The sequence below is a fragment of the Methylobacterium currus genome (assembly GCF_003058325.1).
Lineage (GTDB): Bacteria > Pseudomonadota > Alphaproteobacteria > Rhizobiales > Beijerinckiaceae > Methylobacterium > Methylobacterium currus.
In genome coordinates, this window is record NZ_CP028843.1 from 5412870 (window position 1) to 5430652 (window position 17783).

The 17783-nt window shown below is 72.2% G+C and carries 18 protein-coding genes; 10 read left to right on the top strand and 8 right to left on the bottom strand.

The features are described 5' to 3' along the window. Positions 1-102: 102 nt before the first annotated feature. Entirely contained in the window at positions 103-993 is an 891-nt protein-coding gene (locus DA075_RS24965; RefSeq protein WP_099955519.1) for a LysR substrate-binding domain-containing protein, read from the top strand. Between the two features lie 63 nt (positions 994-1056). Here DA075_RS24965 and DA075_RS24970 read toward each other — a convergent pair whose 3' ends face one another. The 3 genes from DA075_RS24970 to DA075_RS24980 all read right to left on the bottom strand — a co-directional run bounded on the left by DA075_RS24970 (position 1057) and on the right by DA075_RS24980 (position 2973). Continuing rightward, entirely contained in the window at positions 1057-1251 is a 195-nt protein-coding gene (locus tag DA075_RS24970) for a Flp family type IVb pilin (protein ID WP_414468086.1), read from the bottom strand. A 331-nt stretch (positions 1252-1582) separates the two neighbouring features. Then, positions 1583-1894 (bottom strand): DUF3072 domain-containing protein, encoded by a 312-nt coding sequence (locus DA075_RS24975; RefSeq protein ID WP_099955521.1) that lies wholly within the window; start codon positions 1892-1894, stop codon positions 1583-1585. A gap of 191 nt (positions 1895-2085) precedes the next feature. Next, positions 2086-2973: a branched-chain amino acid aminotransferase gene (locus tag DA075_RS24980; RefSeq protein WP_099955522.1), complete on the bottom strand. Its 888-nt coding sequence runs from the start codon at positions 2971-2973 to the stop codon at positions 2086-2088. 147 nt (positions 2974-3120) lie between these two features. Here DA075_RS24980 and DA075_RS24985 point away from each other — a divergent pair, with 147 nt between their 5' ends. The 9 genes from DA075_RS24985 (at position 3121) to nadC (ending at position 13041) form a co-directional block, all read left to right on the top strand. Further along, on the top strand, positions 3121-3807 hold the full coding sequence (locus DA075_RS24985) for a MarR family winged helix-turn-helix transcriptional regulator (protein ID WP_420813078.1): 687 nt from the start codon (positions 3121-3123) through the stop codon (positions 3805-3807). Beyond that, positions 3804-4535, top strand: coding sequence for a response regulator (locus tag DA075_RS24990; protein WP_099955523.1), 732 nt, complete (start codon positions 3804-3806; stop codon positions 4533-4535). Before DA075_RS24985 ends, DA075_RS24990 begins: the two co-directional genes overlap by 4 nt. A 77-nt stretch (positions 4536-4612) precedes the next feature. Further along, complete coding sequence (locus tag DA075_RS24995; RefSeq protein WP_099955524.1) at positions 4613-5983, top strand: ATP-binding protein; 1371 nt, start codon at positions 4613-4615, stop codon at positions 5981-5983. Positions 5984-6118: 135 nt separating this feature from the next. After that, positions 6119-7123, top strand: coding sequence for a glycosyltransferase family 2 protein (locus tag DA075_RS25000; RefSeq protein ID WP_099955525.1), 1005 nt, complete (start codon positions 6119-6121; stop codon positions 7121-7123). Continuing rightward, positions 7120-8445 carry a glycosyltransferase family 87 protein gene (locus tag DA075_RS25005; protein WP_099955526.1) on the top strand — a complete coding sequence of 442 codons (1326 nt, stop codon included), beginning with the start codon at positions 7120-7122 and terminating at the stop codon, positions 8443-8445. The genes DA075_RS25000 and DA075_RS25005 overlap by 4 nt, the downstream gene beginning before the upstream one ends. An 83-nt stretch (positions 8446-8528) precedes the next feature. Beyond that, the gene (locus tag DA075_RS25010; protein WP_099955527.1) at positions 8529-9488 is read left to right on the top strand and encodes an NUDIX hydrolase; all 960 of its coding nucleotides are present in this window, start codon (positions 8529-8531) and stop codon (positions 9486-9488) included. A 135-nt stretch (positions 9489-9623) separates the two neighbouring features. After that, on the top strand, positions 9624-10625 hold the full coding sequence (gene nadA, locus DA075_RS25015) for a quinolinate synthase NadA (protein WP_099955528.1): 1002 nt from the start codon (positions 9624-9626) through the stop codon (positions 10623-10625). An 8-nt stretch (positions 10626-10633) separates the two neighbouring features. Further along, positions 10634-12166, top strand: a complete 1533-nt coding sequence (locus tag DA075_RS25020) for an L-aspartate oxidase (RefSeq protein WP_099955529.1) — start codon at positions 10634-10636, stop codon at positions 12164-12166. Further along, on the top strand, positions 12163-13041 hold the full coding sequence (gene nadC / locus DA075_RS25025) for a carboxylating nicotinate-nucleotide diphosphorylase (RefSeq protein ID WP_099955530.1): 879 nt from the start codon (positions 12163-12165) through the stop codon (positions 13039-13041). The genes DA075_RS25020 and nadC overlap by 4 nt, the downstream gene beginning before the upstream one ends. A 165-nt stretch (positions 13042-13206) precedes the next feature. Here the strand turns inward: nadC and DA075_RS25030 are convergent, their stop codons facing one another. From DA075_RS25030 to DA075_RS25050, 5 genes are all read right to left on the bottom strand, one after another. Further along, positions 13207-13554: a RidA family protein gene (locus DA075_RS25030; protein ID WP_099955531.1), complete on the bottom strand. Its 348-nt coding sequence runs from the start codon at positions 13552-13554 to the stop codon at positions 13207-13209. 19 nt (positions 13555-13573) lie between these two features. Further along, positions 13574-14686: an NAD(P)/FAD-dependent oxidoreductase gene (locus DA075_RS25035; protein WP_099955532.1), complete on the bottom strand. Its 1113-nt coding sequence runs from the start codon at positions 14684-14686 to the stop codon at positions 13574-13576. Then, on the bottom strand, positions 14683-16116 hold the full coding sequence (locus tag DA075_RS25040; RefSeq protein WP_099955533.1) for an FAD/NAD(P)-dependent oxidoreductase: 1434 nt from the start codon (positions 16114-16116) through the stop codon (positions 14683-14685). Before DA075_RS25040 ends, DA075_RS25035 begins: the two co-directional genes overlap by 4 nt. Continuing rightward, the gene (locus tag DA075_RS25045) at positions 16113-16409 is read right to left on the bottom strand and encodes a (2Fe-2S)-binding protein (RefSeq protein ID WP_099955534.1); all 297 of its coding nucleotides are present in this window, start codon (positions 16407-16409) and stop codon (positions 16113-16115) included. Before DA075_RS25045 ends, DA075_RS25040 begins: the two co-directional genes overlap by 4 nt. A gap of 233 nt (positions 16410-16642) precedes the next feature. Beyond that, a complete protein-coding gene (locus tag DA075_RS25050; protein WP_099955535.1) occupies positions 16643-17782 on the bottom strand; it encodes an NAD(P)/FAD-dependent oxidoreductase in 1140 nt (379 codons plus the stop codon). Between the last annotated feature and the right edge of the window lies 1 nt (position 17783).

Below are 17783 nucleotides of genomic sequence, written 5' to 3' on the forward strand. Positions count from 1 at the left end.
GCCATCGCTCTTCCGCTGCGTCGTCATAGCCCCGCTCGGCTGATGCGTTGAGCGAATGATTGAGATGTGTCACATCACACGGATTGATGATGGAGCGAGCCGGTGCATCCCCTCGACATCGACCAGCTCCGGACCCTGGTGGCGATCGCCGAGAGCGGCTCGTTCACCCGCGCTGCGGAGGCGGTGAACAAGACCCAGTCCGCGGTCTCGATGCAGATGAAGCGGCTCGAGGAGCGGATCGGGCGCGAGATCTTCGCCAAGGCGGGGCGCGGCGTGCGGCTGACTGACGACGGCGAGCGCCTCCTCGACTACGCCCGGCGCATCGTGCGGCTCCAGACCGAATGCCTCGCGACCTTCGACGAGGGCGACCTCGCCGGACGGGTGCGCCTCGGCCTGCCCGACGACTACGTCGACCGCTACCTGCCGGAGATCCTCGGGCGCTTCGCCCGGACCCATCCCCGGGCCGAGGTGACGGTGATCTGCGAACCCACCGACATGCTGGCCGAGCGGATCGCCGCCGGCGACATCGACCTCGCCATCGTGACGGAAGCCAAGGGTTCCCCGAAGGACAAGGGGCGGCGCACCATCGAGACGGTCCGCACCGAGGCCCTGCTCTGGGTCACGTCGAGCCGCCACGCCGTCCATGCCGAGCACCCGGTGCCCCTCGCCCTCGGGCGGCCCGCCTGCAACTGGCGCCGGGCCGCCATCGAGGCCCTTGAGCGCGGCGGACGCGACAGCCGGATCCTGTTCGTGAGCTGGAACTCGACCGCGGTCGGCGCCGCGGTGCTGGCCGGGCTCGCCGTCTCGGTGCTGCCCGAGAGCGCGCTGCGTCCCGGCATGCGGGTGCTCGGGCCGCAGGAAGGCTTCGCGACCCTGCCGGCCTGCCGCATCGGGCTGATGCGACACCGTTCCGGAGAGCCCAATCCGCTCGCGGACATCCTGGCCGGGCAGATCCGGCAATGCCTGGACAATCTCGGCCTGGCGGCGGAATGAGGCGCGCAAGACCTGCCTTCGCAAGACCTGCCTTCGCAACACCTGCCTTCGCAACACCTGCCTTCAGTGGAGGGCGGAGATGAAGCGGTTGCTCAGGTTGCTGTACAGGCCGCCGGCCGAATTGCCGTAGACGGCGAGCGCGCCGGTCAGCGCGAGGAAGATCAGGGTCGCGATTAGCGCGTACTCGATCGCCGTCGCGCCGGATTGCTCACGACGGAAGCGCCGGATCACCTCCGTCACCCGCGATCTGCCACGCACGTCGATGTCTCCCGGTCCGCCACCCCCGACTCTACGGCAGACCTCCTCACCGGGGGTTAATCCGACGGATGAATACGACGCCGGACGCGCGATCGCGGAGCGGGCGCGGACATCCGGAAGCGAGACGAGGCACCGCTTCCCCCCCGATCGGAGGAACAGCGACCCAGAGCCATATCCTCGGACGATGCCCCGTCCCGCGCAGCGCAGGGCCGCCTGAGGACGAGGCGTAGCGCGGGCTCCCCTGTCCCGTGGGGGAGAGGGGAGCCCGCGCTCGATCTCAAACCGGACTTTCCTCCGACACGTCCCGCGCGCGGCGGGACGAAAGCCCGCCTCAGGCCTTGCCCGTCTCCTTGCGCAGAGCGTCGATGCGCTGCGAGGCCTCGGCCTTGTCGAGGTCGGGATCGAACGCGTCCTCGTCCTTGGCCTGCTCGGCCAGGGTCTTGAGATAGGAGGCCTGCGCCCCGGTCATCGGCTCGGAGCCGGTGGTCCAGTCCTTCGGGTCCTTGATCCGGTTCGAGGTGTCCTTCGGGTCCTGCTTCGGGTTCTCGGTCTCGTGATGCTTGGTGTCGTGATGCTTGGTGTCGTGATCCTCGGTCTCGGCCTTCTGGGTCTTGGCGGTGGTAGCCTTGGCGGTCGCAGTCATGAGGGCCCTACATGTTCTCTGAATGTTCCGGCCAGACAACGGGGAAGCCCCGGCCCGCGTTCCCGGCCCGACCGCCGCAGGCACGGCTTGTCCCCGCAAAACCGCGGCGCCGACGCACGAAGGCCCCGGGCGGTCTCCCGCCCGGGGCCTTCAGGGTCACGCGATGGATGCGAGGCTCAGGCCGCCGCGTTTCAGGCAGCCTTGGCCCGCGGCTGCACCTCGGCGGTGTAGTCGTCCATCAGGGTCTTGGTCATCGCGGCCGGGGTGAAGCGGTACTGGGCGATCTCCGAGACCGGGGTGACCTCGGCGGCCGAGCCGGTGATGAAGCACTCGGTGAAGCCCGCCATCTCCTCGGGGCGGATGCGCCGCTCGACCACCTCGTAGCCGCGCCGCCGCGCCAGCTCGATCACGGTCTGGCGGGTGATGCCGTTGAGGAAGCGGTCCGCCGTCGGGGTGTGGATCACCCCGTCCTGGATGAAGAACACGTTGGCGCCGGTGCACTCGGCGACGTTGTCCTCCCAGTCGAGCATCAGGGCGTCGGCATAGCCCTTGTTCTCGGCCCGGTGCTTGGAGATCGTGCAGATCATGTACAGGCCCGCCGCCTTCGAGGCGGACGGCGCGGTGCGCGGATCGGGCCGGCGGTAATCGGCGAGATCGAGCCGGATGCCCTTCATCTTGGTCGCCGGGTCGAAGTAGCTCGGCCACTCCCACGCCGCGATGGCGAGATGGATGGTGTTGTGTTGCGCCGAGACGCCCATCATCTCCGAGCCGCGCCAGGCGACCGGGCGGAGATACGCGTCCTGCAGGCCGCTCTCCTTCAGCACCAGCCGCTTGGCGGCGTCGATCTCGGCCACCGAGTACGGGACCTCGAAGTCGAGGAGCTCGGCCGAGCGGCGCAGGCGCTGCGAGTGCTCGGTGCACTTGAAGATCTGGCCGCCATAGGCGCGCTCGCCCTCGAACACGCTGGAGCCGTAGTGCAGGCCGTGGCTGAGTACGTGAATCTTCGCGTCCGCCCACGGCACCATGCGGCCGTCGAACCAGATGTGGCCTTCACGCTGGTCGAAGGGAATGACGGACATGACGATGATCCTCGTATGCGTTCGTTTCCGCCTGGCTGGTTCTCGCGCAACGTTCGTGCTTGAGCGGGGCGCGGGGCGTTCGTTCGTTTCGCCGGCGGGGTTGACGGGTATCAATGGGGCTGAGATATGTCAACAAGACTGACATAAATGACGAGGGCCGCGAAGGCCGGATTCTCGCCAGCTTGTCCCTGTGAAGAGGTGCGACCCGTGACCAAGGCCGCCCGGACCCGTCCGGCCCCCATCCCGGACGCCGCCAACGAGGACCTGCCGAAGGTAGGCTACTCCCCGGACACGCCCGCGCAAGAGCTCTCCGAGCAGGACCTCTCCGACGACGCCACGGCCGGCGCCGGCGAGGCCCCGGCCTACGACCTGATCGAGCTCCTGTTCTTCGCCTATCGCGACTTCGTCGCCGATCCGGACCGGATTCTCGCCGAGTACGGCTTCGGCCGCGCCCATCACCGGGTGCTGCACTTCGTCGACCGCCATCCCGGCCTCACCATCGCCGAACTCCTGGATATCCTGCGGATCACCAAGCAGAGCCTGAACCGGGTGCTGAAGGAATTGATCGAGCAGGGCTACATCGCGCAGCGGACGGGCACGAGCGACCGCCGCCACCGCCTCCTCACCTGCACGCCGGAAGGCCGGCAGCTCGCCCAGCGCCTCGCCGGCGTCCAGGGCCGCCGGGTCCGCCGGGCGCTGGCGGAGGCAGGCCCGGCGCTCCGGGAGCCGGCGAGCCGCTTCCTGCTCGCCATGATCGAGCCGGAGGAGCGCGCCGGGGTGAGCCGGCTCATCGCCGGCGGCGAGTCCGCGGCCGAGAGCGAGGCCCGCCCGTGAGCGCCGGCCCGGCCCTCAGCCCCCGGGCGGAACTGCCCGACCACGCCCCCCACGTCCTGGTGGTCGACGACGACCGCCGCCTGCGCGACCTGCTGGCCCGCTTCCTCGGCGAGAACGGCTACCGCGTCACCGCCGCCGCCAGCGCCGCCGAGGCGCGGGCGCGGGGCCGCAGCCTCGTCTTCGACGCGGTGGTGCTCGACGTGATGATGCCGGGCGAGACCGGCTTCGACTATGCCCGCCAGATCCGCCTGACCTCGCAGGTGCCGATCCTGATGCTCACCGCCCGCTCGAACCCGAACGACCGGGTCACCGGGCTCGAGATCGGCGCCGACGACTACCTGCCGAAGCCCTTCGAGCCGCGGGAACTGATCCTGCGCCTCAACAACATCCTGCGCCGCAGCGCCCGCGGGCCGGCCGACGGCACGGCCGCCCCCCTCGACGCCGTGCGCTTCGGGCCGTTCCAGTTCCGCATCGAGCGCGGCGAGCTCACCCGCGACGACGAGGCGATCCGCCTCTCCGAGCGCGAGCGCGAGATCCTGACCATCCTGGCGCTCGCCCGCGGCGGCAATGTCGAGCGCGAGGCGCTGACCGGCACCAACGGCGCCGCCAACGAGCGCACCGTCGACGTACAGATGAACCGCCTGCGCCGGCGCATCGAGGACGACCCGGCCAACCCGCGCTACGTGCAGACGGTGCGCGGCGTCGGCTACCGGCTGGTCCTGGACTGAGCCGGCTCGGCTTCTCGTCGTGTCGCAGGTTTTGATCGCAAAACCGGAGGCCCTCCTTGCGAAACCTGCTCAGGCCGATGGCCGCCCCGACCCTCGCCGGGACGCTGCCGACGCCCCGGCGGGCCTGGCGCCGGCTCGGCCGCCTGATCGGCGACCGGCTGCCGAAGGGGCTCTACGCCCGCTCGCTCATCATCATCATCGCCCCGATGGTGCTGCTGCAATCGGTGATCGCCTACACCTTCATGGAGCGGCACTGGCAACTGGTGACACGGCGCCTGTCGGCCGCCGTGACCGCCGACGTCGCGGCGCTCATCGACATCTACGAGAGCTATCCGCAGGAGAAGGGCTCCGAGACCCTGGAGCGCATCGCCAGCGAGCGGCTGAACCTCGACATCGACATCCTGGAGGGCGCCACCCTGCCGGCGCCCGGCCCGCGGCCGTTCTTCTCGCTCCTCGACGAGGCCCTGTCCGACGAGCTGCGCCGCCAGATCGCCCGGCCGTTCTGGATCGACACGGTCGGCCGCTCCAGCCTGATCGAGATCCGGGTCGAGATCCCCGGCGGGGTGATGCGGGTGATCGCCCGGCGCAGCCAGGCCTACGCCTCGAACTCGCACATCTTCCTGCTCTGGATGGGCGGCTCGTCGCTGGTGCTCCTCGGCGTCGCGATCCTGTTCCTGCGCAACCAGATCCGGCCGATCCTGCGGCTGGCCGACGTCGCCGAGAGCTTCGGCAAGGGCCGCGAGCTCGATTTCCGCCCCCGCGGCGCCCGCGAGGTGCGCAAGGCCGGCCACGCCTTCATCGAGATGAAGCGGCGCATCGAGCGGGCGATGGAGCAGCGCACCACGATGCTCAACGGGGTGAGCCACGACCTGCGCACCATCATCACCCGCTTCCGGCTCTCCCTGGTGCTGCTGCCGCAGACGCCCGAGATCGAGGACCTGCAGCGCGACGTCGACGAGATGAGCCGGATGCTCGAGGCCTATCTCGCCTTCGCGAAGGGCGATTCCGGCGAGCCGGCCGCGGCCATCGACCTCAGGGCGCTGCTCGAGGACGTGCGCACCGACGTGGAGCGCTTGGGGGGCCACGTCTCCGAGGTGACGCTGGAGGGCCAGTCGACCGTGACGGTCCGGCCCGACGCGTTCCGGCGCTGCCTGTTCAACCTCGCCTCCAACGCCGCCCGCTACGGCGACACCATCGCGATCACCGCCCGCCAGGAGGCGCGCTGGCTCGCCGTCTCGATCGACGACGACGGCCCCGGGATTCCGCCCGAGCTGCGCGAGGAGGTGTTCAAGCCTTTCGTGCGCCTCGACGATGCCCGCCAGGATGCCGGCGGGTCGGGCCTCGGCCTCGCCATCGCCCTCGACATCGCCCGGGCCCATGGCGGCGACGTGGCGTTGCACGATTCTCCGCTCGGGGGCTTGCGGGCGACGGTGCGGGTGCCGGCCTGACCCGGCCGGCACAGGGAAACCCGACGCGAAGAAACCTGACGCAGCGTAATACGAAGTTAAGTCATCCCTCCCTAGCCTTCGGGCCGGGGCGGGGCGCAGGAGCGCGGCCCCGGCGGACGATCCGCGGGAACGCTCATGAGCCAGGCCGCCAGAATCCAGGATCCCGAGATCCGGCGCGAGCTGATGGACCTGCTGCCGCAGGCCGCCTTCATGCGCAACCGCGCCATCGCGGTGCTCCTGCCTTGCCTCAACGAGGAGGCGACGATCGGGCAGGTGGTGGCGGAGTTCCGCCGCGTCCTGCCGGGCGCGACCATCTATGTCTACGACAACAACTCCACCGACCGCACCGCGGCGGTCGCGGCGGCGGCGGGCGCGGTGGTGCGGCGCGAGCAGCGGCCCGGCAAGGGCAACGTCGTGAGGCGGATGTTCGCCGACATCGAGGCCGACCTCTACGTGCTCGCCGACGGCGACCTGACCTACGACGCCGCCGCCGCCGGCCGCCTGATCGACGCGCTGGTGACCGAGCAGGTCGACATGGTGGTGGGCGCCCGCGCGGGGGCCGCCGACGCCTTCGCGCGCGGCCACCGCTTCGGCAACTGGCTGTTCAACCGGCTGGTGATGCGCCTGTTCGGCGACGGCTTCACCGACATCCTGTCGGGCTACCGCGTCGTCTCGCGGCGCTTCGCCAAGTCGTTCCCGGCCTCGTCGTCGGGCTTCGAGATCGAGGCCGAGCTGTCGGTCCACGCCCTCGACCTGCGCCTCGCCACGGTCGAGATCCCCCTGCCCTACCGGGCCCGGCCGGAGGGCTCGGCGAGCAAGCTCAGCACGTGGCGGGACGGGGCGCGCATCCTCGGCAAGATCGCGCTGATGTACAAGGCGGTGCGGCCGCTGCGCTTCTTCGGCGGCCTCGCGGCGCTCCTCTCCGCGGCCGGCCTCGTCCTCGGGCTGCCGGTGGCCGTCACCTTCCTGGAGACCGGCCTGGTGCCCCGGCTGCCGACCGCCGTGCTCGCCGCCGCCCTGATGCAGCTCGCCTTCATCAGCCTGACCTGCGGCGTCATCGTCGACGCGGTGGGCGCGAGCCAGCGGGAGTTCAAGCGCATGCGCTACCTCGACCTGCCGGCGCCGGAGGCCCGGCCGTGACTGCCCCCGCCACCCTCGACGACACGCGCGACGAGGCGGCCCCCCGCGGCGACCGACCGACCGCCCCGGCCCGCCGGGCTCGGGCCTCGTCCTCCTGGTCTGAGGACCCGATGTCCCTGGTTCCCGCCCGCCGGCGGGCCCTCGACCCGGCCGTGGTCCTGGCGCTCCTCGGGGTCCTGAGCGCGCTGCCCCTCGTCATGCGGTTCTACTGGCCGGCCGGAGGCGGCCTCGACGTCACCGGCCACCCGATCGGGCGCGACTTCATCAACTACTGGGCCGGGCCGCAGCTCGCGGCCTCGGGCCGGCTCGCCACCCTGTTCGACCTCGATGCCTATCACGCGGCGATCGGCGCCCTCTTCGGCGCCCCGCTGGCGTTCCACAACTGGGGCTACCCGCCCTTCACGCTGCTGCTGCTGTGGCCGCTGGCGCAGCTGCCCTACTTCGCCGCCCTCGCCGTCTGGACCGTCGGGCTGTTCGCCGTCTTCGCCGGCGTGACGCTGAGCCGGGTCGCGCCGGGGCGGCGCGTGCGGGCCCTGGTGCTCCTCGCCCTGGCGCCGGCCTGCCTCGTCAACGCCGTCGGCGGGCAGAACGGCTTCCTCACCGCCGCCCTGTTCCTCGGCGGGCTGCTCGCCCTCGATCGCCGCCCGGTCCTGGCGGGGATCCTGTTCGGCCTCCTCACCGGCAAGCCGCATCTCGGCCTGGTGCTGCCGCTGGCTCTCCTCGCCCTCGGAGCGTGGCGGACCATCGCGGCGGCGGCGGCGACCGCCCTGGCGCTCGTCGGCGCCTCGCTCCTGGCCTTCGGGGTCGAGCCCTGGCGGCACTACCTCGTCGAGACCGGCGCCTACCAGTATGGCCTGCTGGAGCGCTTCACCGGCTTCTACCCGCTCATGATGGCGTCGGTCTTGGCGGGCGCCCGCACCTTCGGGCTGGGAATGGACGCGGCCTGGCTCGCGCAGGCCTTCGTCGCCGTCCCGGTCCTCGCCGTTTCTGTCTGGGCCGTTCGGCGGATCCGCGACCCGGCGCAGCGGGCCGGCATGCTCGCCGCCGCCGCGCCGCTCCTGACCCCATACGCCTTCAACTACGACCTGACCGCCCTGGCGGCCGTGCTGGTCTGGCGGCTCGCGGCCGCGGAGCCTGGGGCGCAGCCCGGCCGGGTCACGGTCTTCGCCTGGCTCGCCCCCACCCTGATGATGCCGCTGCAGATGGTCGGCTTCGGCGGCACGCCGCTGATGCTGGTCGCCCTGTTCGGGCTCCTGGTGCGCGAGGCGGTCGGGACGGCGCCGGCCCGGCAGGACGCACAAGCGCTCGCCGCAACGGGGTGAGTCGGGCCTTACGAGGATCTCACAACAGGCCTGGCGGTGGGCCTGGGCCGTGCTAAAGCCCCGGCGGACCGGGGAGAGCGACGATGAGCGAGACGGACCCGCCTGCGCCGGCCCCTCAGGTCGGCCTTGCGGCGGTGATCCTGGCGGCCACGCTGGACGAGCCGCGGGTCCTCACCGTGCCGGTGGCGGGCCAGCCCGAGGGCCGGGCCGAGGGCCTGCCGGCCGGCCCGCTGGAGCCGGCGCATCCGACCCTGGAGCGGGGCTTGCGCGCCTGGGTCGAGCGTCAGACCGGCCAGAGCCTCGGCTATGTCGAGCAGCTCTACACCTTCGGCGACCGCAACCGCCGGCCGGGGGGAGAGGGCGAGGCACAGGGCGAGGGCGGCCAGCACGCCCTCTCGGTCGCCTACCTGGCCCTGGTGCGGGAGGCGCGGCCCGCCGCCGATTCGGTCTGGCAGAGCTGGTACCGCTACTTTCCCTACGAGGATCGGCGGGCGGGACGGCCGGCCGGCCTCGACGCGCTGAGCCCCCGGCTCGAGGCCTGGGCCGAGTCCGCCCCCGATCCCGAGGAGCGCCGGCGCCGCGGCGACCGGATCGGCCTCACCTTCGGGGCGGCCGGGAGCGGCTGGAACGAGGAGCGGGTGCTGGAGCGCTACGAGCTCCTGTTCGAGGCCGGCCTGGTGCCGGAGGCGGGGGCGCCCGATACCCTCGCCGGCCACGCCATGGCCTTCGACCACCGGCGCATGCTCGCCACCGCCCTCGGGCGCCTGCGCGGCAAGATCAAGTACCGGCCCGTCGTCTTCGAGCTGATGCCGCCGACCTTCACCCTGGGCCAGCTCCAGCGCGTGGTCGAGGCCCTGTCCGGCATCCTGCTGCACAAGCAGAACTTTCGCCGCCTCGTCGCCCAGCAGGGCCTCGTCGAAGAAACGGAGGCCGTCACCGCCGAGACCGGCGGCCGGCCGGCCCGGCTGATGCGCTTCCGCCGCGAGGTGCTGCTGGAACGCCCCGCCCCCGGCCTGCGGCTGCCGTCGAACCGGGCGGGCTGACAGGCGCAGCCGGGCCGCCGTTCTGCGTCATTCTGCCACACTTATGCTCAGACCCAATATATCTGGACAGACGGGACTCCGAAGATTAGCCTAGCCGGGTAAATGCTCAATTTGAGCATAAATCGGGAGGCGAGAATGGATGCGGCAGCCCTCGACCGGGTGCAAGGCCCGTCCCAGGCGGAGCTCTACGAGCGGGTGCGCCACCACGTGCCGGCGATCGAGTGGCCGGCCTTCGCCGAGGACGTGGCGGCAATCCAGGCGCTCAAGCGCGAGCGCAACGCCGTGGTGCTGGCCCACAACTACCAGGCGCCGGAGATCTTCCACACCGTGGCGGACATCGTCGGCGACAGCCTGGCGCTCGCCCGCGAGGCGGCCCGCACCGATGCCGACGTGATCGTCCTCGCGGGCGTGCACTTCATGGCCGAGACCGCGAAGATCCTGAACCCGGGCAAGACCGTCCTGATCCCCGACCCGGCGGCCGGCTGCTCGCTGGCCGACTCGATCACGGCCGCCGACGTGCGGGCGTTGCGCCGCCGCTACCCCGGCGTGCCGGTGGTCACCTACGTCAACACCTCCGCCGCCGTGAAGGCGGAATCGGACCTCTGCTGCACCTCGGGCAATGCGCGGGCCGTGGTCGAATCCCTCGGCGCGAAGCGGGTTCTGATGATCCCGGACGAGTACCTGGCGCAGAACGTCCAGGCCGAGCTGCCGGACATCGAGATCCTGACCTGGGCCGGCCATTGCGAGGTGCACGAGCGCTTCACGGCCGCGGACATCCGCGAGGCGCGGGAGGCCTATCCGGGGGTGACGGTGCTGGCCCACCCCGAATGCCCGCCCGCCGTGGTGGCGGAGGCGGATTTCGCCGGCTCGACCGCGGCGATGCAGGCCTTTGTCGAGACGCGCCGGCCGGCGCAGGTGGTGATGATCACCGAATGCGCGATGGCCGACAACCTGGCCCTGCGCAATCCGGACGTCGCGTTCGTCAAGCCGTGCAACCTCTGCCCGCATATGAAGCGGATCAGCTTGGGAAAGATCCGGCGCAGCCTGGAGACCCTGACCCACGAGGTGACGGTGCCGGACGACCTGATCGTTCCGGCAAGGCGCGCGGTTGAGCGCATGCTGGCGGTGCGGGCATGAGAACGGACATGACCTCCGACAGCGTCATCGTGGTCGGGGCCGGCGTCGCCGGCCTCGCCACGGCCCTGCGCCTCGCGCCGCTCCCCGTGACGCTGCTCAGCGCCGCGCCGCTGGGCGAGGAGACCGCGACCGCCTGGGCGCAGGGCGGCATCGCGGCGGCGATCGGAGCGGACGATGCGCCGGCCTTCCACGCCGCCGACACGCTTGGCGCCGGGGCGGGCCTGAGCGATCCCGCGGTGGCGCGGCGCGTCGCCGAGGCCGGGCCCGGCCTGGTGCACTGGCTCTGCGGCCTCGGCCTCGCCTTCGACCGCGGGCCCGACGGCACGCTGGCGCTGGGCCTGGAGGCGGCGCACAGCCGGCGCCGGATCGTGAAGGCGGGGGGCGACGCCACCGGCGCGGCGGTGTTGCGGACCCTCGCCCGCGCGGTGTCGTCCTGCCCGTCGGTGACGGTGGTGGTCGGGCGGGCGACGGCCCTGATGCAGGACGGCGAGGGCCGGGTGACCGGCCTCGTCGCCCGGACCGACCGGGGCCGCGTCGCCCTGCCGGCGCGGGGGGTGGTGCTGGCGACCGGCGGCCTCGGCGGGCTCTACCGCTCGACCACGAATCCGGCCGGTGCGACCGGCTCCGGCCTCGTCCTGGCCGCGCGGGCCGGCGCGGTGCTCCGCGACGTGGAGTTCGTGCAGTTCCACCCGACGGCGATCGCGCTGGCGACGGAGGCCCCCACGGAGGGCCCCCTGCCGCTCGCCACCGAGGCCCTGCGCGGCGAGGGGGCGGTCCTGATCGACGCGGGCGGTCACCGGGTGATGGCCGGCATCACCGGGGCCGAGCTGGCCCCCCGCGACGTGGTCGCCCGGGCCATCGCGCTCCGCACGGGGCACGGCGAGGCGGTCTTCCTCGATGCGCGCCGCCTCGACGTCGCGCGCCGCTTCCCGACCGTGACCGCGCTCTGCCGCGCCGCGGGGCTCGATCCGGCGGCGGAGCCGATCCCGGTGCGGCCGGCCGCCCATTACCACATGGGCGGAATCCGGGTGGACGGGCGCGGGCGCAGCTCGCTCCCGGGCTTGTGGGCCTGCGGCGAGGTCGCCGCGACGGGTCTGCACGGCGCCAACCGTCTCGCCAGCAACTCGCTCCTCGAGGCGATGGCCTTCGCGGCATCGATCGCGGCGGACATCCAGGGCACGGAGGGCCGCGCCGCCGGCCCGGGCCGTGCCCCGGAGGAGACCCATGCCCCTGAGGCGCTGCCGGAGATCCGCGCCCTGATGGAGGTGCAGGTCGGGCTGGTGCGCGATGCCGCCGGCCTCAAGCCTGCGGTCGCGCGCCTCGCCGCCCTCGCGCGGGCCGGCTCGGCGGCGGCGACCGCGGGCCTGCTCGTGGCCGCCGCCGCCCTCGGCCGGGAGGAGAGCCGCGGCGCGCATTGGCGCGCCGACCATCCCGGGCAGCGCGAGCCCCGCGCGACCGAGATCACCTTGAGCCAGGCCCTGGCGACGGCGGATGCCGTCCGGGACCGCCCGATGCCCGTCAGCCTTCAGGACGCCCGATGACCGACACCATCCTTCTCCCTCCGCAAACCCTCCCTCCCCTGCCCCGCCTGCTGGTCGAGCCGATCGTGCGGGCCGCCCTCCTCGAGGATCTCGGCCGCGCCGGCGACCTCACCACCGACAGCATCGTCCCGGCTACGGCGCGGTTCTCCGGCGCGATCGTGTCCCGCCAGGCCGGCACGGTGGCGGGCACGGAGGCGGCGGCCCTCGCCTTCGGCCTCCTCGACCCGGCGGTGACCGTCCGGATCCTGCGGCCGGACGGCAGCCCGATCTCTCCGGGCGACACGGTGATCGCCCTCGACGGCCCGGCCCGGGCGATCCTCTCGGCCGAGCGCGTCGCCCTCAACCTGCTCTGCCGCCTGTCGGGCGTCGCCACCGCGACCGCCTCGCTGGTCGAGGCCGCACGGCCGCACGGCAAGGCTCGCATCGTCTGCACCCGCAAGACGACGCCGGGCCTGCGGGCCCTGGAGAAGCACGCGGTGCGGGCCGGCGGCGGCGCCAACCACCGCTTCGGCCTCGACGACGCGGTGCTGATCAAGGACAACCACGTGGCGGTGGCGGGCGGCGTCGCCCCGGCGGTGCGCCGCGCCCGCGCGGGCGTCGGCCATCTCGTGAAGATCGAGGTCGAGGTCGATACCCTGGCGCAGCTCGAGGAGGCGCTGGCGGTCGGCGCCGACGCGGTCCTCCTCGACAACATGAATCCGGACACCCTGCGCCGGGCGGTGGCGATGATCGACGGGCGGGCGGTGAGCGAGGCCTCGGGCCGCATCACCCGCGAGACGGTCGGCGCCGTTGCGGCCACCGGGGTCGACCTGATCTCGGCCGGCTGGATCACCCACAGCGCGCCGATCGTCGATCTGGGCCTCGACGTCGCGTAGGGCGGGACAGGAACGGCCGGTGCGCGGCCCCGGTCTCAGGGCTGTGCGGGGAAAAGAAAAAGGCGCTGGATCCTCCTCTCCCCGCCCGCGGGGAGAAGGGAGAGCCCGCGCCCTTCTCGTCCCGGAGGTTTTTCCCGGACAGACTTGTCCGTTCCGGGCCTGACTTCAGCCCTTGGCCGCCGTCACCACGACCTCGATGAGCGCGCCGCCGCCGAGATCGGCCACGCCGACGGTGGCGCGGGCCGGCAGGTCGTCGCCGAAGAAGCGGGTCCAGGCAGCGTCCATCTCCTTCTTGTGCGACAGGTCGGTCACGAAGATCGTGGCGGAGACGATGCGCGAGGCATCCGTCCCGGCCTCCTTCAGGTAGCCGGCGATCTTGCCTAAGATGTTCTCGGTCTGGGCGCCCATCGACACAGAGGTGTCGTCCGCGATGGTGCCGCCGACGAAGACGAGGCCATTCACCTCGACGGCGCGGTGCATGATCGGGGTGCGGATCTGGCGGGTGATGGTCATCAAGAATCTCCTTGGAGGGTCAGGACCGGAATCGCTCGATGCCGAGCGCGCCGATCCGGGTCTGGGTGCCGCCCTCGACGATGAGCTCGGCCATGACGGCGCCCGCCGCCGGCCCGAGCTGGAAGCCGTGCAGCGAGAAGCCGAACTGGTGATAGAGGCCCGGATGCCGGGCGCTGGGCCCGAGGACCGGCAGGTCGTCCTTCATCTTCGCCTCGATCCCGGCCCAGGCGCGCAGGATCTGGGCCTCGCGCATCACCGGGAAGAGTTCGAACACCGTACGGGCGCTCTCGGCGAGGCGCCGCCAGTCCAGCACCGTCGTGCCCCTGTCCTGATCCGGCACCGCGAGGTGGCCGCCGCCGATCAGCACCGTGCCGTTGGAAAACTGCTTGAACGACAGCTTGCGGCCGCGCAGGATCACGACGGGATCGATGAAGTGCGGCACCTTTGATGTAATCATTAGCATCGGCGCCACGGTCTCGACCGGCACCGGCTCGCCCAAGCTCGCCGCGATACGCCCGGCCCAGGCGCCGGCGGCGTTGACGAGCACCGGCGCCGCATACGTGTCGGAGCCGACATCGACCCGCCACAGCCCGTCCTCCCGGCGCACGTGCCTCGCCGGCTCGCCCTCGCGCACGATGGCGCCCAGATTCTCCGCCTTCCGCCGGAACGCCGCCACGGTGCGGGCGGGCTGGGCCGCGCCGTCGCGGCGCGAGACGACGCCGCCCGGGCAGATCTCGGCCACCGCCGGCACCAGCCGGCGGAGTTCGGGCCCGTCGATCAGCTCCTCGTGGGTAAAGCCGCGGCCCTGAAGGTCCTCGACCCGCTCGGCGCAGGCCGCGAGCTCCCCGTCATCCTCGGCGACCAGCACCTGGCCGTGGCTCTCGAAGCCGCAATCGTCGTCGACGAGGTCGCCGATGCGCTCCCACAGGTCCATCGAGCGGATCGAGAGCGGAATCTCGGCGACGTGGCGGGCGAGCTGGCGCACCCCGCCGGCATTGACGCCCGAGGCGTGGCGCCCGGCATAGTCCTTCTCGATCAGGACGGGCTTGAGCCCGGCCCGGCAGAGATGGAGCGCGGTCGAGCAGCCATGGATCCCGCCCCCGACCACGATGGCGTCGGCGAGCCGCGTCATCCGCGCACCACCGCCTCGGTCTCGGCCTGCGATTTCGGCAGGGCGGCGAGCTCGGACAGCGCGATCGGCTTCACCGGGGCGCGCAGGCGGTAATAGCCGATCTCCTGCGGCGTCTTCCCCCGCGCCTCGGCCATCAGCTCGGTGACGGTGAGGCCGCAGAGCCGGCCCTGGCACGGGCCCATGCCGGTGCGGCGATAGGCCTTGAGCTGGTTCGGCCCCGTCGCCCCGATGGCGACCGCCTCGCGGATGTCGCGGGCGGTGATCTCCTCGCAGCGGCAGACGATGGTGTCGTCGGCGGGAATGCGGAACTGCTTCCCCGGCCGGAACAGCAGGTCGAGGAACGGCCGGCCGCGCTCGGCCCGGGCGAGTTCGGCCCGCACGCTCGCCGCCGATTCGAGCTTGGCGAGCGCCGCCGGCGCCAGGGCCTCGACCGCCGCGAGTGCCGCGAGGCGACCGCGCAACGCCGCGGCCTCCGCACCGCCGATCCCGGCGCCGTCGCCCGCCACCGCGATCCCCTCGACCGAGGTCGCGCCGTCCTTGCCCAGCACCGGCAGCCAGGCGAGCTGCACGTCGTCCCAGGCATGCTCGACGCCCGCCGCCATGGCGAGGTTGACGTTCGGCACCACGCCCTGGTGCAGGAGCAGCAGCGAGGCCGGCAGGGTCTCTTCCCGCGCACCGACCTTGTAGGTGACGCTCGTGAGCCTCCCCTCGCCTCGCGCCGCGAGATCGGTGACGCCCGAGACGACACCCACCTTCGCGCGCACCTCGCGCATCAGGGCGAGCCCTTTTCGGAAATACGGCGAGGTCGCGAAGGCGAACGCGTGCGGCAGGGCGCCGACGATGTTCCGGCGGTCGGTGGTGTCGAGGATCCGGTCGATCCGGCCGCCGAGGCGCAGGATCTGCGCCGAGAGGAGCCAGAGCAGCGGCCCCTGCCCGGCGATCACCGTGGGCTCGTCCGGCACCAGGCCGGAGGATTTGAGCATCGTCTGGGCCGCGCCGGCGGTCATCACGCCGGGCAGCGTCCAGCCCGGAATCGGGAACGGACGTTCGAGGGCACCGGTCGCCAGGATCACGCGCCGCGCCGTCACGAAGGCCGAGCCGCCGCCGACCGAGACGCCGATCTCGAGCGCCGTGTCGAGGCTCCAGACCGTGGCGCGGTGGATCACCTCGGCGCGGCTCGCGCGCAAGGTGCGCACCAGCTCCTCGCCGCTCCAGAAATCGGGCCCGAGCTGCCGGCGATCGGCGAGCGGCGTCGAGGTGATGGCGCGCCAGACCTGGCCGCCGGGGCCGGCATTCTCGTCGAGGAGCAGGACCGTGAGGCCGGCCTTCGCGGCGGTGGCGGCGGCGGCGAGGCCCGCCGGGCCGGCGCCGATCACCACGACGTCGTAGGCGTCGCGCTGAGGTCCCTTGATCGTCGGGGCGCTGCTCATCGGCCGATCTCCCGCTTGCCCTTCTGGATCTCGATGCGCATGCCCTCGGCCACCGGCACGAGGCAGCCCTGGCGGTTGCCGACCCCGTCGATGGTGACGAGGCAGTCGAAGCACACCCCCATCATGCAGTAGGGCAGCCGCGGCGCCCCGCTGACCGCGGTGAGCCGGCGCACGTCGCGGCCGGAGGCCAGCAGCGCGGCCGACACGGTGTCGCCCGCCCGCGCCTCGACGGCTGCGCCCTCGACGAGGATGCGGACGATGGGTCTGGTGTCGTGGTCGGATCGCTTGAACATGGGCGTCTCCGGGCCCGGGGCCCTCGTAGAATCTTGGAATCGTTTTCGGAGAGTCTTTCGAAGCATCCCACCCGCAACCTCATCCTGAGGTGCCGGGCGATCGAAGATCGCTCAGCCTCGAAGGAGGCCTCCAGAAGGCTCTGTGAATCCTGGAGCCCTCCTTCGAGGCTCCCGTTGGTCGCGCCTCAGGATGAGGTTCAGAATGGGAAGATCGTCGGAAGACTTTCCTGTCCTCAATAGTATCCGCTACCGGTCTTCGCCTCGGCCGCCTCGAAGCGCTTCGCCGTGAACGCCCCCACCAGCTCCGGCTCCAGGCTGCCTGCCGCCACCATCCGGGCGATCTCGAAGGCGTGGTTGGAAGCGAGCGTCACGCCCGAGTGGCAGCAGGCCACGAAGGCGCCGGGATGGGTCTCCGACTGGTCGTAGATCGGGAAGCCGTCCCGCGGCATCACCCGGATGCCGGACCAGCTGCGGACCACGTTGAGCCGGGCGAGATGCGGGAAGGTGCGCTGCGCCCGGTCGGCCATCACGGCGTTGATGCCCTGGCGCATGGAGCGATCGTCGAGCACGTCTTCCTTGCTGTCGCCGATCATCACCGTGCCCTCGTCGGTCTGGCGCAGGGTCGAGAGCGGGTGGGGCAGGAAGGGCTGCGTGCGCTCGGTGACGACGATCTGGCCTCGCGTCGGGCCCATCGGCGCCGAGAGGCCGACCATCGGGGCCAGCGCCTGGTTGGCGTTGCCGGCGGCGAGCACCACCTTGGCCGCCCGCACCTCGCCGGCAGGGGTCGTCAGCCGGAACTCGGCCCCCTCGCGGGTGATGGCGGAGACCGGCCGCTCCGGCAGGTAATCGACGCCGAACGCCTTCAGCCCGGCATGGAACGCCCGGTAGGTGCGCAGCGAGTTCACGTGGCCGTCGAGCGGGCAGAAGCTGCCGCCGGAGACCTCCGGGCCGATGCCCGGCAGCGCCCGCTCGACCTCCGCCCGGGAGACCATCCGCATCTCGTAGTCGGCGGCACCGATCTGGTTGTGCATCCGGGCGACGAGGTCGGTGCGCCGGCCGTACTCGTCCTCGCCGAGGGTGATGTGAAAGCCGCCATTCTGCTGCAACGAGACGTCGAGCCCGCTCTGCTCGCGCAAGGCGGCGGCGAGGTCTCCCCAGCTCTTCGCCGCGCGCACGGTCCAGCCGGTATAGGCCGGCATGCCGAGGCCCTTGCTCTGCACCCAGACGAGGGCGAAGTTCGCCCGCGAGGCGCGCTTGGTGATGTCGCCCTCGTCGAGGACGGCCACCCGCTGCCCGAGCCGGCCGAGGCCCCAGGCGATGGCCGAGCCGAGCAGGCCGCCGCCGACGACGGCGACGTCGTAGTCCTTGGACATG

Coding starts and splice junctions, on each gene's coding strand:
- DA075_RS24975 (WP_099955521.1), bottom strand. CDS start 1,894: ATGACTGCGACCGCCAAGGCTACCACCGCCAAGACCCAGAAGGCCGAG.
- DA075_RS24980 (WP_099955522.1), bottom strand. CDS start 2,973: ATGTCCGTCATTCCCTTCGACCAGCGTGAAGGCCACATCTGGTTCGAC.
- DA075_RS24985 (WP_420813078.1), top strand. CDS start 3,121: ATGACGAGGGCCGCGAAGGCCGGATTCTCGCCAGCTTGTCCCTGTGAA.
- DA075_RS24995 (WP_099955524.1), top strand. CDS start 4,613: ATGGCCGCCCCGACCCTCGCCGGGACGCTGCCGACGCCCCGGCGGGCC.
- DA075_RS25000 (WP_099955525.1), top strand. CDS start 6,119: ATGAGCCAGGCCGCCAGAATCCAGGATCCCGAGATCCGGCGCGAGCTG.
- DA075_RS25010 (WP_099955527.1), top strand. CDS start 8,529: ATGAGCGAGACGGACCCGCCTGCGCCGGCCCCTCAGGTCGGCCTTGCG.
- nadA (WP_099955528.1), top strand. CDS start 9,624: ATGGATGCGGCAGCCCTCGACCGGGTGCAAGGCCCGTCCCAGGCGGAG.
- DA075_RS25020 (WP_099955529.1), top strand. CDS start 10,634: ATGACCTCCGACAGCGTCATCGTGGTCGGGGCCGGCGTCGCCGGCCTC.
- nadC (WP_099955530.1), top strand. CDS start 12,163: ATGACCGACACCATCCTTCTCCCTCCGCAAACCCTCCCTCCCCTGCCC.
- DA075_RS25030 (WP_099955531.1), bottom strand. CDS start 13,554: ATGACCATCACCCGCCAGATCCGCACCCCGATCATGCACCGCGCCGTC.
- DA075_RS25035 (WP_099955532.1), bottom strand. CDS start 14,686: ATGACGCGGCTCGCCGACGCCATCGTGGTCGGGGGCGGGATCCATGGC.
- DA075_RS25040 (WP_099955533.1), bottom strand. CDS start 16,116: ATGAGCAGCGCCCCGACGATCAAGGGACCTCAGCGCGACGCCTACGAC.
- DA075_RS25045 (WP_099955534.1), bottom strand. CDS start 16,409: ATGTTCAAGCGATCCGACCACGACACCAGACCCATCGTCCGCATCCTC.
- DA075_RS25050 (WP_099955535.1), bottom strand. CDS start 17,782: ATGTCCAAGGACTACGACGTCGCCGTCGTCGGCGGCGGCCTGCTCGGC.